Raw genomic sequence first — 14465 nt, 5'->3', positions numbered from 1 at the left:
AAGATCAGGAAGCGTGGACGGCCACCGGCGCCACGGCTGCCAGAGGCGGCACGCGCAGGCGGCGCAGCGCGGCCTCGCTGTCGGTGGCGCGGACCCCGGTTTGCGGCGTGAATTCGGTGATGATGGTCTTGAGCATGGCCTCGATCAGCCAGCGGTCGTTGCTGGCGCAGGCGACCAGCAGCAGTTCCAGGTACTGGTCGAGCTGCGCGGCGGGCAGCGCCTGCTCTTTCATGCACAGGATGCGCGGGTGGCGGCTTGGCGTGGCGTCGTCGGCAATGAGCAGTTCTTCCTGCAGCTTTTCGCCGGGGCACAGGCCCACGTAGCGGATGTCGATATCGCCCTGCGGATTGCGCGGCGTGCGTTCGGTGAGGCCGGCCAGCGCAATCATGCGCCGCGCCAGATCGACGATGCGCAGCGGCGCGCCCATGTCGAGCACGAATACTTCGCCGCCTTCGGCCATGGCGCCGGCCTGGATCACCAGTTGCGCCGCTTCCGGAATGAGCATGAAGTAGCGCTCCATGGCGGCGTCGGTAATGGTGAGCGGACCGCCCTGCTGCAACTGCTGGCGGAACAGCGGCACCACCGAGCCGGACGACCCCAGCACATTGCCGAAGCGGACCATGCTGAACGTGGTGACGCCCGCGCCTTCATCCTGCGCGGCCTGGAACACCAGCTCGGACAGGCGCTTGCTGGCGCCCATGATGGTGCTGGGCCGCACCGCCTTGTCGGACGACACCAGCACGCAGGTATGCACGCCGTGGCGGGCAGCCGCATTAGCGACATTGCGCGCACCGACGACGTTGTTGCGCAGTCCCTCGACCATATTGGTTTCGACGATGGACACGTGCTTGTAGGCGGCTGCATGGTAGATGGTGTGGATGGCCGCGCCGTCCATCACGCGCTCAAGCATGCGCTCGCTGCACACGGAGCCCAGGTGCGCATGCAGCACCAGTTGCGGCCAGCGCGCCCGCAATTCCTGGGCGATGGTGTAGAGCGCGAACTCGCTGTGATCGATCAGGTGCAGGCAGCGCGGCGCCAGGCTGGCGATTTGCCGGCACAACTCGCTGCCGATGGAACCACCGGCGCCGGTGACCAGCACGTTCTTGCCGCGCACGCAGCGCGCGAACAGCGCGCTGTCGGGCTGCACCGGTGCGCGGCCCAGCAGCTGTTCGAGGGCGAAGTCGGGCAGGCGGCGGCTGGCGGCGTCCATCGGCGGCGGCACCTGGTGGTGCAGCAGGGACCGCAGCAGGGCGCGCATGCCGGCGCGCGAGGCGATCAGGTACAACATCGCCAGCGGCCAGTACATGGCCAGCACCGGGCCGGGAATGCGCGCCACCGCGCCGTCCCTGGTCAGCAGGTACAGCGCGACGATGGCGGCGCCCAGGGCCATGCCGGCCAGGATCAGCGTGCGCTGTTCGAGCTGGCGCAGCGCGGCGCCGTACAGCGACGCCATCGACAATGCCGAGATGCTGAGCGCCGTGAGCAGCGCGGCGGCGGGCAACGGCGGCATGCCACCGGTGATCACCGCCATCGCCAGCACCAGGCACAGCGGCAACGCCACGCCATCGGCCACGCACATCAGCAGGCGCTTGCCGCTGCGGTTGATGGCGGCCAGCCGCACACACAGCTGGCGGACGGAAGAGGCGGGGTGGTGGACGGAGACGTGCATGGTGCATTACCTTCAAAAAGCAGGCGAGGCCTGGGTAGGCGGCTCGGGATGCATCGATTGTCGGCTGACCAGCACTTTGGGACTTGACTCCCATCAAACAGCCACACGGACCTTGTCCGTGCCGCTTGACAACTAATTTCCTATTCCTATTTATTTTCCGTTTGCCAAACTTACTTGGTAACAGGTTTGATGAGATATACGCAGCGCCTGGCGCCGTTGAGCATGTGTTCCACCCGCCCGACCGAGCAATCACTGCCCAGCACGCGCTGGAACAGGTCCAGCTCCGAGCGGCAGAATTGCTGGCACTGGCGCGCGGCCGCGCAGATCGGGCAGTGGTTTTCGATCAGCAGCAGGGCGCCGTCGCCGGCCGTTTGTACTTCCGCCATATAGCCTTCCACCGAGCGCGCCTGCACCAGCGCCGCCACCCGGTCGGGCAGGGCGCGGGCGCCGGCCAGGTGCTGGCGGTACTGCTGTTCGCTGGCCTGCTCGCGCGAGGCGATCAACTTGTCGAGCCCGGCGTCGCCGAACAGCTGGCGCACCTGGTCGATCAGTTGCACGGTCAGGTCGGCGTGGCGGTCGGGGAAACGCGCGTGGCCCGCTTCGGTCAGCAGCCAGCGCCGCGACGGCCGCCCCGGCCCATCGTTCACCGCGGCCACGTCCTCGTAGGTAAGCATGCCCTTCTCCTGCCATGCTTCGAGCTGGCGGCGCGCGCCCATCGACGTCAGGCCGAGCAGCGCGGCCAGCTGTTGCGCGGTTTGCGGGCCGCGCGTCTTGATCAGGAAAAGGGTCTGGTCGGCGGTGTTCATGACAGCGCTCCCGCCGCCGGCGCCGCGTGTTGCAGGCTGTAGTGCCAGCGTTGCAGCCGCCACGCCGACCACGCGCCCAGCGCGGCCGAGAGCAGCAGGATCAAACGCGTGTCGATCAGGGTGAGCACCGCGCCGATCAGCGCCATCACGATATTGGCGAGACAGAAAGTGGTGGAGATCAGGCCCATCACCGCGCCCTGGCCATGGGCGCCGAAGCGCTCCGCGCACCAGTGCGGCACGATGCTGCTGTGGAAGGCGTGCGGTATCCCGAACAGCACGATGGCAGCCAGGCCGACGTTGGCGTTGCTGACCGCCAGCACGCCGATCAGCGTGGCGGTCGCATACGCAAAGCCGCGCGCCCGCAGCAGCGGCTCGCCGGCGAACTTGCCACCGGCGACGATGGTGGTGGCGGTCATCACGCCGCACATTGCCGCCGTGGCCCAGGCGATGCCGCGCGGGCCGTAGCCCGGCACTTCCACCAGCCACAGCGGATAAAACTCGTAGAAGCCGGTGACGCAGCAGCTGTAGGCCAGCGTGATGATGAACAGCGTGCGCAGCTCCGGCTCGCGCAGCAGATTCAAGGCATAGCGGTGGCGCGCCACCTGCCACCACGACGTGGTGGCAGCCGACGGCGCTTCGCGCGGCAGCGCCCTGGCCACCAGCACGGCGGTGCCAAGCAGTAGCGCGACGGCTATCCAGAACGGCGTGGTGACGCCGTACCCCAGCGTAAAGCCGGCCATCAGCGGCCCCACCAGCCAGCCCATGTAGAACGCGCCGTTCAGCCACGACAGCGCCTTGCGTCGCAAATCGCCTTCGAGCTTGTCGGCCAGCATGGCGCGCGCTACCGAGCCATTACCTTCCAGCAGGCCGGTGATGAAGCGCGCCACGATAAACAGCGGGAACGATTCGATCACCAGGGCCAGCGCCGTGATGGCATGGCCGATGGCCGCGCCGACGGCAGTCACCAGCAGCACCGGCCGGCGACCGTAGCGGTCGGACATGGGGCCGAGCAGGGCCGAGCCGATCAGGAGGCCCAGCGGGTTGATCGTCAATGCCAGGCCCAACAGCAGCTTGGGCGGCAGGCCGAGGAAAGTGTTGAGGCCGTTGGCAGTGCCGTCGGCAAACAGGGGCGCCAGGATCGGATACGGCAGCGCGGCGCCGACGGTGGAGAGCAGGGCCAGCAGGCAGGCGCTGCTGATGAGCAGGGAATTTTTCATGGCGTTACTGTAACGGCCCGATCAGAATAAGTAAACGAAAATGTTTATTAATTGTTGGACCTCTGACTGCGCGGTATGATGGCGCTCTTCTTACAGACCGGAGCACGACGGAGCATGATCAGCAAGTGGCGTAACTGGTTCGGCGGCCGGCGCGGCGGGGTGTTTTTCCTGCTGCTCGGTATCGGCATCATCGGAATTTTTATCGCACTCGAACTGCGCTTCCCAAGCGCGGCGCAATTGCAGGCCGTGACCGGCCGCGTGGACTGGACTTACGACAGCCGCGGCGCCATGTATTTTGCCGCCCGCACCACGCCGCAGCAGTTCGTCGTGCACGTCAAGGGCGATGCCGATGGCCGCCTGCGCGCGGCGCTGCGCTCGGCCACGAAGCTGTACCCGGTGACGGTGCGCTTCAATCCGGCCCAAGTCAATCATCCCGGTTTTTTGCCCGGCGACTTCCACGTGGCATACGGCGTGTCGGTGGGCGGCAAGGAGGTCACCAGCCTGGCCGACGTGCGCGCCAGCTACCGGCGCGACAATCTCGTCGCACTGGTGATGGGGCTGGTGTTCATGCTGCTGGGTGCGCAGCGCCTGTATATCTACCGCGACGAGTCTCTCACCTCAGGTCGCGCTGGCGGCGAAAGGCGAGCCAGCCGGCGATTGCCGTAAAGCTGGCCACGATCAGCACCACCACCAGGAAGCCGTGCGGCGCGTCGGCCAGCGGGATGCCGCCCACGTTCATGCCCAGCAGGCCGGCGATGATGTTGATCGGCAGGGCCAGCACGGTGACGATGGTCAGCACGAACAGGCTGTGGTTGTTGCCCTCGTTGACCAGCGCGGCGATCTCTTCCTGGATCAGCTTGATGCGTTCCTGCAGCGACGCCATGTCGGCCAGCACCATCGAGAATTCCTCGGTGGACTGGCGCAGTTCCTGGGCGTCGATCTCGGCCACCCAGCGTGGCGGCCGTTGCAGCAGGCGGAACAGCGCGGCCGGCTCGGGCGCCAGCAGCCGGCGCAGGCGCACCAGTACCCGCCGCAACTCGCCCAAGCTGGCGCGCTTGGTGTTGAGCTTGCCGGCGAGCAGATTGTCTTCAATGCCATCGACCGTGGCGATCGCATGGCGCACGATCTTGATCAGGGCGTCGGCCTGGTCGCGCAGCAGGTGGATCAGCAGTTCCACCGACGAGCGGATCGGTTCGCCGTTGCGCACGGCGTTGCGCAGGCTGTCGATGGCGCGCAGCGGCTTGCGGCGCGCGCTGATGACCACCTGCTTGTCCACGCTGAGCCACAAGGTGGAAATGTCGGACGGGTCGAACGAAAAATCGTGCAGCACGTCGTTGACCACGGCGATCAGCGTATTGTCGGCCACCTCGATGCGGGTGGAGCGCGGCCCCTCGTGCAGGCTTTCGTAAAATTCCTCGGGCAGCGACAGGTGCTCGTTAAGCCACTTCTCGCTGGCGGTGTTGGCCAGGTTGTAGTGCAGCCAGATGAATTCCGAGGGATGCAGGTCGCGGTGGTCCAGCCAGGCGCACGCTTCGTCGGCGTTTAGCGGCACGCCCACGCCTTCCTGCGCGCGGCCGAACACGTAGCCGCACACCAGGCCGGACGCATCGGAGCCGTAAGACAGGGGCGCTTGCTGCATGCTCACACCAGCAGCGCGGCGCTCATCTCGGCGGCGTTGTCATGCGCCTGCTTGAGCAGCACTTGCAGGCGCTCGGCGTCGATGAACAGGTCGATGGCCGATTCGGAATGCGGCGGCAGTTCGCGCTCGGCCTCCTGCAGCGGCGAGCGCACCGGCGTGAGCAGGTTGGCCAGCAGCAGCGTGTCCAGCAAGGTATCGGGCGGGATCGACATGAAGGCGTCGCGCAGGCCCTCGATGGCGTCTGCCACCGGCTCGGGGATGCACAGCTTGCGCATCACTTCGCGGGTGATGATTTCTTCGCTGGCCGAGTGCCAGTTTTCCGGGTCTTCCTCGAGCAGGCCCGGGAATTCGTCCGCGCGCGAGAGCAGGTAGAAGCCACCGACTTCGTGGACGATGCCGGCGAACAGCGCGGTGTCCTCGTTGACGCCGGTGACGTCGCGCGCGATCAGGCGCGCCAGCGCGGCCACGGCAATGGTGTGGTCCCACAGTTTTTCGGCCTTGACGCGCAGCGCCGGGTCGATCAGCTTGCTGCCGAACTGGCGCACCACCATGGCGGCGGCCAGTGCGAACAGGTTCTGGTAGCCGATGCGCATGATGGCGCCGCGGACGTTGGTGACCACGGGCGCGCCCGCGCGCGCGAACATGGCGGAGTTGGAGATGGCGACGGTGCGCGCGGCCAGCGTGGGTTCGGCCAGTACCAGGCTGATGGCCTTGTCGATCGGGCAGTCGGGATCGTCGAGCGCAAGCTGCACGCGCAGGGCGGCGTTGACGCTGGTGGGGAACACCAGTTCGCCGCGGATGGCCATGGCCGCAATGTGGCCGAATGCTTCTAATTTATTCATGATCAAAATTATACGCAGCCCGGCGCACAAGCTCAACGCCATGTTGGGCTGCGCGGGCTCTGATTCACGAATAGAGGCGGGGATGCGACAGTCCCGGTGTTTAAAAGATAATCGTTAAGCGCTGGCCAGTTGCGGCTGGCGCTGCGCCGGCGCTGCGCCATACCGCGCTACCGACAGATCGTCGGCCAGGATCGCCGGCTTGCGCGCCGAGATGATATCGGCCAGCAGTTGCGCCGAGCCGCACGACATGGTCCAGCCCAGCGTGCCGTGGCCGGTGTTCAGGTACAGGTTGCGCAGGCCGGTGCGACCGACGATCGGCGTGCCGTCCGGCGTCATCGGCCGCAGGCCGGTCCAGAAGCTCGCTTCGGCAGTGGCGCCGGCCCCGGGGAACAGGTCGTTGACGACCATTTCCAGCGTCTCGCGGCGGCGCGGATTGAGGCGCTTGTCGAAGCCGGCAATCTCGGCCATGCCGCCGACGCGGATGCGGTCGTCGAAACGGGTGACGGCGATCTTGTAGGTCTCGTCGAGGATGGTCGAGACGGGCGCAGCGTCGGCATTGACGATCGGCACCGTGATCGAGTAGCCCTTGAGCGGATAAACGGGCACGTCCAGCAGGCCCTTGAGCAGCGGCGTGGAATAGGCGCCCAGCGCCACCACGTACGAGTCGGCGGTCAGCAGTTCGCTGCCGGTCTGCACGCCGCGGATCTGGTCGCCTGCCTTGATCAGTGCATCGATCTCGATGTTGTAGCGGAATTTGACGCCGAGCTCTTCCGCCATGGCGGTGAGGCGCGTGGTAAACAGCTGGCAGTCGCCGGTTTCGTCGTTGGGCAGGCGCAGGCCGCCGACCAGCTTGGTCTGGTCGAGGCCCGGCTCGGCGCCGACCAGTTGGGCGCGGTTCAGCAGTTCGTACGGGACGCCGGTTTCCTGCAAAACGGCGATATCCTTGGCCGCATCATCGAGCTGCTTCTGGGTGCGGAACAGCTGGGTGGTGCCTTGCTGGCGGCCTTCGTATTCGATGCCGGTGGCGGCGCGCAATACCTTGAAGCAGTCGCGGCTGTACTCGGCCAGGCGCACCATGCGCTCCTTGTTGACGGCGTAGCGCTCGGGCGTGCAGTTTTGCAGCATCTGCCACATCCACTGCAGCTGGAACAGGGTGCCGTCGGGCGTGATCGACAGCGGCGCGTGGCGCTGCATCATCCACTTGACGGCTTTCAGGGGGATGCCGGGGGCGGCCCACGGCGACGCATAACCGGGCGAGATCTGGCCGGCATTGGCAAAGCTGGTTTCCAGTGCGGGGCCGGGCTGGCGGTCGATCACGGTAACGTCGTGGCCGGCCTGGGCCAGGTAATAGGCGCTGGTGACGCCGATGACACCGCTGCCGAGTATGAGTACGCGCATGTGAGCCCCCGAATATTGTGGTTGGACGCAGCGCGCCCCTATAATCCGCTATGGTATGCTTGAAACACTAGCTTTTGTTACTGTAAAAATCGATAAATTCAGTGGAATTTCATGCGAATACAGAAGGAATCTGTCCGAACCCTGGACAAACTCGACCGCAAGATCCTGCACATCCTGCAAGCGGACGGCCGCATCTCGATGAAAGACCTGAGCGAGCAGGTGGGCCTGTCGATCACGCCCGCCATCGAACGGGTGAAACGCATGGAGCGCGACGGCGTCATCACCGGCTACCATGCGCGCATCGACCCGCCGGCGCTGGGCGCCAAGTTGCTGGTCTTCGTCGAGATTACGCTGAACCAGAAATCGGGCCCGGTGTTCGAGCAGTTTCGCCGCGAAGTGCTGCGCATTCCCGAGGTGCAGGAGTGCCACCTGGTGTCGGGCGACTTCGACTACCTGATCAAGGCGCGCATCCACGAGATGGCCGAGTACCGCAAGCTGCTCGGCGATATGCTGCTCAGTTTGCCCGGCGCGGCGCAGTCGAAAAGCTACGTGGTGATGGAAGAGATCAAGGAGACGCTGGCGCTGGCCACCGGTGCGTGATGTCCTCCGCCGTCATCCGCTAAAATAGCGGGCATGAAATACAACCAGACGGAGCAAGTGTGAACACCCACGGTACTCCCACCAGCACTAGCACCAGCACCAGCGTCGGCAGCAGCGCCGACGCCATCCACGTGCGGTCCCTCGACGAACATCTTTCCGCCGACCAGAGCTTCAGCTCCGCCTACGCGCGCGCGGTCGGCGCCATTGCCGGCCGCGACGGCAAGCTCACGCTGGCGCAGTTTGCCGCCGTCACCGAGCTGGCCGGCGACGGCAAATCATCGGCCGTGTTCACCGCGCTGGTGCTCAACGCCATCGAGTCCGGCGTCGACGTGGACTGGGCCTTTGCGGCCCTGGCCCGCAGCGCTACACCGATCGACCAGGCCGCGCGCGAAAACGCGCTGGCCATGGCGGTCCCGCTGCTGGCGCTGCACGGCGGCGATGCCCGGTCGCTGGCCCAGCGGCTGGCCAAGGCCCTGTCGGTGCGCCTGGCGCCCGAGGACTTCGAGCGCCTGCCGGCCGCCGAAGAGAAGGGCTTGCTGGCCAACCTGGGCGAGCAGGCGCGGCGCCTGGTGCGCGGGCGTTCGCTGTCCGACGCGGTGGCCGATTTCGGCCGCAGCGCCGGCCAGCCGGTGCTGGTCGAACATGCGCGCAACTATCAAGCGGGCGACATCGACCACGCGCAATTGCATACGCTGGTGAGCAGCACCACCACGGTCATCCTGCAAGACATCGCCGCGTACCTGGACCAGGCGCGGCAGATGGGGCTCGACGAGTCGATCGCCGCCACCCTGGTGACCACTGCCAACGAAATGAAAAGCCAGGTGATGCAGCGGCTGGTGCTGGTCGAGCAGCGCATCGCCTACGAACGGCGCCTGCTGACCGAAGAAATCGACGACGCCGTGCACGACGCCGGCAATGCCATCGAACTGGCCATCGCCGACCGCCTGGCCACCGACAAGTGGAAAGAGGACGAGGTGTGGGAGAGCATCGGCCGCAACCAGTTCGGCCAGGAGATGGAGCGCCGGCTCGACCGCATCGTGCGGCGCAAGGAGCAGGCGGTGCATTTGCTGCAAGAGGACCTGCGGCTGTTCCAGTCCGGCATGCGGCTGGGGCAGGTGTCGATGTTCGAGCGCCAGCACCATTCCACGCTGGCCCGCCTGATGCCGCGTCTGCGCATCGGCACGCGGCTGGCCAACAGCGCCGAAACCGCCGCCAATGTGACCTTGATGAGCGGCGTGGTGGCTGCCGCCGGCACCGGCACCGCCGCCTACCTGATCGGCGCGGCCGTGGTGTTGCCAGTGGTGGCGCCGGCGGCCCCATTTGTCGGTGGCGCGGTGCTGCTGGCGGGCGCCTTCAAATGGTTCACCGACGCCGGCAAGCGCAAACGCACCGAAATTCGCGACAAGCGCACCGCCTTCGAAGCGGAACTGCGCAAGCAACTGCAAGGCGCGGAACACACGTTCAACGCCCAGCTGGACCTGGTGGCGCAAGGCTTCCGCGAGTCGGCCGAACAGATGCTGATGCCGCTGCTGCTGGAAGCCGAAGCGGCCGGCCGTGTGCCCGGCATGCGCCAGCGCATTGCCGACCGCGTGATCACGCAGGCCCAAACCGCGATCACCCAGCTCGACGCCGAACTGCGCAAATAGTCCGGGGCCAGTTCCGGCATCCGGACACGAACCGAGCCCTATCGCTGTCGGGCTGGCTTGCAGCCTAGTGCAGGTTGCGGCTGATGATGGTGTCGGCGGCCGTGGTGGCCTGTTGCAGCGGTTGCGACAGCGCGGCGGTCTGGTACACCGGTTGTTGCGGCATGGCGGCGCCCAGTACCGGGCCGTCGGTTTTGCTGATGTCCACCTTGACGGTGGTCGAGAGGCCGATGCGCAGCGGATGGGCGCGCAGCTCGGCGGCGTCCAGGGCGATGCGTACCGGCAGGCGCTGCACCACCTTGATCCAGTTGCCGCCGGCATTTTGCGCCGGCAGCAGCGAAAAGGCGCTGCCGGTACCGGCCGATAATCCCGCCACCTTGCCGTGGAATTCCACCTTGCTGCCATACATGTCCGCTTCCACCAATGCCGGCTGGCCCACGCGGATGTTGCGCAGTTCCGATTCCTTGAAATTGGCGTCCACCCACAACTGGTCCAGCGGCACGATCGCCAGCAGCGCCGTGCCTGGCGTGGCGCGTGCACCCACTTGCACCGCGCGCTTGGCGATGTAACCGGAGACTGGCGCGACGATGGTGTTGCGGCGCGCAGCCAGCCAGGCGCTCTGGTAGTCGGCCTTGGCCGCCAGCACGTCCGGGTGGTGCGACACATCGACACCGGTCACCGACGCCTGCGCCGCCTGTTCCTGTTTCACTGCCACTGCCACGGCGGCGCGGGCGTTGTTGACGGCCTGGCGCGCGTGCGCCACTTCCTCGCCCGAAATCGTGTGGTCGGCCGCCAGCGGCAGGCGCCGCGCCAGGTCGTCCTCGGCGCTCTTGAGTTCCAGGCGGCGCAGGGCGACGGTGGCGTCGTATTGCGCCACGTCCGCGTAGCGCTGGCGCTGCTGGCGCACGGCGGCGCCCAGCTTCGCATCGGCCTGCGCCAGCGCGACGTCGGCGTCGGCCGCGTCGAGCATGACCAGCGGCGCGCCAGCTTGCACCATCTGGGTTTCTTCGGCGCGGATCTCGGTGACGTTTCCGGTTACTTGCGACGACAGGTTGACCAGGTTGCCGCCCACGTAGGCGTTGTCGGTCTCCTGGATTTTCGACAGCACGGTCTGGTAATACACGGCATAGGCGCCTCCCACGGCCAGGAACAGCACGGTAATGCCGGCCAGGACGGTGTTGCGTTTCTTGTTATTGCTTGGCTTGGTTTCAGTGGTCATGATGGTCTCGTTGAATTACTTCAGTACAGTGGCCAGCGGCGCCTGCTCGTGGTAGCCGCCACCGAGGGCATTGGTCAGCGCCACTTCGGCCAGGCGCTGCACCTGTTGCAGGTAGAGGTCGGCGTCGCGTTCGCGCAGCACGGCCAGCCGCGCATTCAAAACGCCGGCGTTGTCGGCCAGGCCGCGCTCGAAACGCTTCTGTACTGAGGCCAGCTGCGCCCCGGTCGCTGCGCTGCTGGCTGCCTGTTCGGCGATCTGCTGTTCGATGCCCTGCACCTGCAAGGCGTCCTGCGCCACCTCGCGCACTGCTTCTACTACCGCTTGGTTGTATTCGGCAATGCGTTCGTCGCGCGCGGTGCGGGTGGCGTCGAGCTGGGCGTCCAGCCGGCGGCTGTCGAAGATCGGCAGCGTCAGGGTCGGGCCCAGGTACACGGTGCGGCTGGCTGCCTGCAGCAGGTTTTCCAGCTTGATGGTGTCGAGGCCGATCGAGCCGGTCAGGTTGACGTCCGGGTAGAACGCGGCCTTGGCGGCATCGATGCGGCTCAACGACGATTCGAGCTTCCAGCGCGCGGCCTGCAAGTCGGGCCGGCGCGCCAACAGGTCGATGCCGAGCTGCGCGGGCAGGGTGTGCGCCACCGCGCTGGCTGGCACGGGCTTGAGGTCGGCCAGCGCCGTGTGGTCGGCGCCCAGCAAGGCCCGCAGCGCCTCGCGCTCGACGCCGATATCGGTGTTCAGCTGCGCCGCCTGCTTGCGCAGTTGCGCCAGGTCGGCCTGCGCCGCGTGGCCGGTATCGGCGTTGGCCAGGCCGCTGTCGATGCGGCGGGTGCGGTCCTGCGCCAGCGCGGTCTGCACGGCGGTCAGTTGCGCGAGGTTGTCCTGCCGCGCGAAATCGCCTTGCAGCCTGAAATAGCTTTGCGCGATGGCGGCGGCCAGCGCCTGCTCGGCCTGGGCGTAGGCGGCCCGGTCCACGTTGAGCGAGCCAACCGCAGCGGCCACCTGGGCGCGGTGCTTGCCCCACCAGTCGAAGTTGTAGCGCGCTTCGAGCCGCAGCGTCTCGGTGGTGAAGTACGCGCCGCCGATCGGCGCCGGGAACAGGCCGGTACCGGAATAGCGCTGGCGGTTGGCGTTGGCGTAGCCGCTGATGTCGATGCCGGTGTCGGCCATGCTTCGCGACAGTTCCGAGCGCGCGCTGCCGATGCGCGCCGCCGCCACTTCCAGGCTCGGGCCGCCCTGCAGTGCCTGCTCGATCAGCGCGTTCAACTGTTCGTCGCCATACGCTGTCCACCAGCGCGCCTGCGGCCAGCCTTCGCGCGCCAGGTGGATGTCGGCCGCCAGGTCGGCTTTGGCGATGTCGCGTTTGACGGGGATGTGCGCATCGGGTGGAATCGCGGCGCAGCCGGCCAGCAGCAGGACCGCTATGCTCAGTAAGGATTTTTTCACGTGTTGGTTCATGGTTGACTTCAATCGTGGGCGGCGTGCACCGCCGGTGTTTCGTGTCTGGCGGCCGGCCGTATCAACAGCAGCAGCGGCAGCACGCAAAGGGTCAAGATCAGCATCAGCCAGAAGTCGTCCACGTACGCGATCATCGACGCCTGCCGGGTAATCTCGTTGTTGAGCAGCGCGGCGCCGTTGGGCGCAGCGAGAGCATCGAGCGCGGCCGGATTGGCGATGGTGATTTTTTCGGTCAGCGTCGCATGCATGGTCTGGGTGTTGCGCACCAGGAGCGTTTGCACCAGGGCGATGCCGATCGAGCTGCCGATATTGCGCATCAGGCTGTAGATGGCCGTGCCTTCGGCGCGCATCTCGGGCGACAGCGTGGCAAACGTGGCTGCGGACAAGGGTACGAACACCAGCCCCAGGCCCAGGCCCTGGATTACGCCGGGCCAGATGATGTCGCTTTGCGACAGCACCAGCGTGTAGCGCGTCATCTGCCACAGCGAGAAGGCGGTGATGGCAAAGCCGGCGCCCAGCAGCAGGCGCAGGTCCACCCGGCCCACCAGTTTGCCGACGATCAGCATGGCAATCATGGTGCCGATGCCGCTGGGCGCCGTCACCAGGCCGGCGATGGCGGCCGGATAGCCCATCAGGCTTTGCAGCATGGTGGGAGTCAGTGCGCGGGTAGCGAACAGCACCAGGCCCACGATGAAGATGAACAGCAAGCCGCTGACGTAGTTGGCGTTTTTCAGCAGCCGGTAGTCGAAGAACGATTTGCCGGGCGGTTGCATCGCCGTGTGCACGGCAAAATAAATAAACGCCAGCGCCAGCACGATCGCTTCGATCCAGGTTTCGGTGGCGGCAAACCAGTCGTTCTGTTCGCCTCGGTCGAGCAGCATCTGCAAGGCGCCGATGGCCACGCTGAGCGTGATAAAACCGAAGGCGTCGAACTTCATCTTGCGCGGCGCGGTGGTCTTGCCGATGTAGCGCCAGATGCCGTAGAACGCCATCGCGCCGATCGGCACGTTGATGAAGAACACCCAGCGCCAGTTATAGGCATCGGTGAGCCAGCCGCCCAGCGTGGGACCGAGGATCGGACCGATCATCACGCCCATACCCCATACCGCCATGGCCGAGCCATGCTTTTCGCGCGGATTGATGTCGAGCAGCGTGGCCTGCGACAGCGGCACCAGCGCCGCACCGAACACGCCTTGCAGCATGCGCGCGGCAACGATCTCGCCCAGGTTCATCGACAACCCGCACAGCACCGAAGCGAGCGTGAAGCCGGCAACGGCGGTGAGGAAAATATTCTTCTGGCCGAAGCGGTCGCACAGCCAGCCGGTGAGCGGGGTGGCAATCGCGGTGGCAACGATAAAGGAAGTCAGCACCCAGGTGATCTGGTCCTGCGAGGCCGACAGGCTGCCCTGCATATGGGGCAGGGCGACGTTGGCGATGGTGCCGTCGAGCGCCTGGATGATGGTGGCCAGCATGATCGACACCGTGATCATGGTGCGGTTGATGCCGGCGTCCGTGACGGGTGGTGCTACCGCATTCATATGCCGGACTCGATATCGCTTTGCATTTGCTCGAGGAAGCCGGTGACGATGGCCAGCACCGCCGGATCGGCCTTGGCCAGCAGTTCGCCACGCACCGCGTCGGCTTCCTGCTTGACGCTGCGGTACACCTGCATGCCGGACTCCGTCAGGCTGAGCAGCTTGACGCGGCGGTCGGTCGCGGACGGCGTGCGGATCATGTAGCCGGCTTTGACCAGGCGGTCGATGGTGGCCACCATGGTCGGGTCTTCAACCCCCACGCGATTGGCCAGCCGGGTTTGCGACGGCGGCTCTTTTTCCTTGGCGGTCAGGGCAATCGCCATCCAGCTCGACTGGCTGATGCCGAGGTGGCGCAGGCGGCGGTCGATGGCGAGGCGCCAGGCGCGGGCGCTGCCATGCAGGGCGGCCGAAAATCGCTCTTCGATAGTGAACATATGATTCGGTG

General features: G+C 66.4%; 13 protein-coding genes. 3 read left to right on the top strand and 10 right to left on the bottom strand.

What is annotated here, in order from left to right; all coding sequences use genetic code 11:
* Positions 1-4 precede the first annotated feature (4 nt).
* The 3 genes from ASF04_RS20790 to ASF04_RS20780 all read right to left on the bottom strand — a co-directional run bounded on the left by ASF04_RS20790 (position 5) and on the right by ASF04_RS20780 (position 3692).
* Complete coding sequence (locus ASF04_RS20790) at positions 5-1669, bottom strand: nucleoside-diphosphate sugar epimerase/dehydratase (protein ID WP_156368725.1); 1665 nt, start codon at positions 1667-1669, stop codon at positions 5-7.
* A 170-nt stretch (positions 1670-1839) separates the two neighbouring features.
* Positions 1840-2475 (bottom strand): metalloregulator ArsR/SmtB family transcription factor, encoded by a 636-nt coding sequence (locus tag ASF04_RS20785; protein WP_056146192.1) that lies wholly within the window; start codon positions 2473-2475, stop codon positions 1840-1842.
* Positions 2472-3692, bottom strand: coding sequence for an MFS transporter (locus tag ASF04_RS20780; protein WP_056146190.1), 1221 nt, complete (start codon positions 3690-3692; stop codon positions 2472-2474). The genes ASF04_RS20785 and ASF04_RS20780 overlap by 4 nt, the downstream gene beginning before the upstream one ends.
* Before the next feature lie 114 nt (positions 3693-3806).
* Here ASF04_RS20780 and ASF04_RS20775 point away from each other — a divergent pair, with 114 nt between their 5' ends.
* The gene (locus ASF04_RS20775) at positions 3807-4358 is read left to right on the top strand and encodes a hypothetical protein (RefSeq protein ID WP_056146187.1); all 552 of its coding nucleotides are present in this window, start codon (positions 3807-3809) and stop codon (positions 4356-4358) included.
* Here the strand turns inward: ASF04_RS20775 and ASF04_RS20770 are convergent.
* The 3 genes from ASF04_RS20770 to ASF04_RS20760 form a co-directional block, all read right to left on the bottom strand.
* Complete coding sequence (locus ASF04_RS20770) at positions 4306-5331, bottom strand: transporter (RefSeq protein ID WP_056146185.1); 1026 nt, start codon at positions 5329-5331, stop codon at positions 4306-4308. The two genes, ASF04_RS20775 and ASF04_RS20770, sit on opposite strands and share 53 nt — an antisense overlap.
* 2 nt (positions 5332-5333) lie before the next feature.
* Complete coding sequence (locus tag ASF04_RS20765) at positions 5334-6173, bottom strand: HDOD domain-containing protein (protein ID WP_056146182.1); 840 nt, start codon at positions 6171-6173, stop codon at positions 5334-5336.
* 114 nt (positions 6174-6287) lie between these two features.
* On the bottom strand, positions 6288-7571 hold the full coding sequence (locus ASF04_RS20760) for a D-amino acid dehydrogenase (RefSeq protein ID WP_056146178.1): 1284 nt from the start codon (positions 7569-7571) through the stop codon (positions 6288-6290).
* A gap of 111 nt (positions 7572-7682) precedes the next feature.
* Here ASF04_RS20760 and ASF04_RS20755 point away from each other — a divergent pair, with 111 nt between their 5' ends.
* Together ASF04_RS20755 and ASF04_RS20750 are read left to right on the top strand one after the other, a co-directional pair.
* A complete protein-coding gene (locus tag ASF04_RS20755; protein WP_019919933.1) occupies positions 7683-8171 on the top strand; it encodes an Lrp/AsnC ligand binding domain-containing protein in 489 nt (162 codons plus the stop codon).
* 59 nt (positions 8172-8230) lie between these two features.
* Positions 8231-9817, top strand: coding sequence for a hypothetical protein (locus ASF04_RS20750; RefSeq protein ID WP_056146175.1), 1587 nt, complete (start codon positions 8231-8233; stop codon positions 9815-9817).
* Positions 9818-9881: 64 nt separating this feature from the next.
* Here the strand turns inward: ASF04_RS20750 and ASF04_RS20745 are convergent, their stop codons facing one another.
* From ASF04_RS20745 to ASF04_RS20730, 4 genes are read right to left on the bottom strand one after another with little or no spacing between them, the layout of a single operon-like run.
* Complete coding sequence (locus tag ASF04_RS20745; RefSeq protein WP_056146172.1) at positions 9882-11033, bottom strand: efflux RND transporter periplasmic adaptor subunit; 1152 nt, start codon at positions 11031-11033, stop codon at positions 9882-9884.
* A gap of 15 nt (positions 11034-11048) precedes the next feature.
* Positions 11049-12485, bottom strand: coding sequence for an efflux transporter outer membrane subunit (locus ASF04_RS20740; RefSeq protein WP_056146169.1), 1437 nt, complete (start codon positions 12483-12485; stop codon positions 11049-11051).
* 8 nt (positions 12486-12493) lie between these two features.
* Complete coding sequence (locus ASF04_RS20735; RefSeq protein WP_056146168.1) at positions 12494-14023, bottom strand: MDR family MFS transporter; 1530 nt, start codon at positions 14021-14023, stop codon at positions 12494-12496.
* Positions 14020-14454 (bottom strand): MarR family winged helix-turn-helix transcriptional regulator, encoded by a 435-nt coding sequence (locus tag ASF04_RS20730; RefSeq protein WP_056146165.1) that lies wholly within the window; start codon positions 14452-14454, stop codon positions 14020-14022. Before ASF04_RS20730 ends, ASF04_RS20735 begins: the two co-directional genes overlap by 4 nt.
* Positions 14455-14465 lie beyond the last annotated feature (11 nt).

The sequence above is a fragment of the Duganella sp. Leaf61 genome (assembly GCF_001421905.1).
Classification (GTDB): domain Bacteria; phylum Pseudomonadota; class Gammaproteobacteria; order Burkholderiales; family Burkholderiaceae_D; genus Rugamonas; species Rugamonas zoogloeoides.
The sequence above is the reverse complement of the archived record's forward strand: the minus strand, read 5'-3'. Positions and strand labels throughout refer to the sequence as shown.

What these genes read in the sequence shown, in the direction of transcription:
- ASF04_RS20790 (WP_156368725.1), bottom strand. Translation starts at nt 1,669, where the DNA reads ATGCACGTCTCCGTCCACCACCCCGCCTCTTCCGTCCGCCAGCTGTGT.
- ASF04_RS20785 (WP_056146192.1), bottom strand. Translation starts at nt 2,475, where the DNA reads ATGAACACCGCCGACCAGACCCTTTTCCTGATCAAGACGCGCGGCCCG.
- ASF04_RS20780 (WP_056146190.1), bottom strand. Translation starts at nt 3,692, where the DNA reads ATGAAAAATTCCCTGCTCATCAGCAGCGCCTGCCTGCTGGCCCTGCTC.
- ASF04_RS20775 (WP_056146187.1), top strand. Translation starts at nt 3,807, where the DNA reads ATGATCAGCAAGTGGCGTAACTGGTTCGGCGGCCGGCGCGGCGGGGTG.
- ASF04_RS20770 (WP_056146185.1), bottom strand. Translation starts at nt 5,331, where the DNA reads ATGCAGCAAGCGCCCCTGTCTTACGGCTCCGATGCGTCCGGCCTGGTG.
- ASF04_RS20765 (WP_056146182.1), bottom strand. Translation starts at nt 6,173, where the DNA reads ATGAATAAATTAGAAGCATTCGGCCACATTGCGGCCATGGCCATCCGC.
- ASF04_RS20760 (WP_056146178.1), bottom strand. Translation starts at nt 7,571, where the DNA reads ATGCGCGTACTCATACTCGGCAGCGGTGTCATCGGCGTCACCAGCGCC.
- ASF04_RS20755 (WP_019919933.1), top strand. Translation starts at nt 7,683, where the DNA reads ATGCGAATACAGAAGGAATCTGTCCGAACCCTGGACAAACTCGACCGC.
- ASF04_RS20745 (WP_056146172.1), bottom strand. Translation starts at nt 11,033, where the DNA reads ATGACCACTGAAACCAAGCCAAGCAATAACAAGAAACGCAACACCGTC.
- ASF04_RS20740 (WP_056146169.1), bottom strand. Translation starts at nt 12,485, where the DNA reads ATGAACCAACACGTGAAAAAATCCTTACTGAGCATAGCGGTCCTGCTG.
- ASF04_RS20735 (WP_056146168.1), bottom strand. Translation starts at nt 14,023, where the DNA reads ATGAATGCGGTAGCACCACCCGTCACGGACGCCGGCATCAACCGCACC.
- ASF04_RS20730 (WP_056146165.1), bottom strand. Translation starts at nt 14,454, where the DNA reads ATGTTCACTATCGAAGAGCGATTTTCGGCCGCCCTGCATGGCAGCGCC.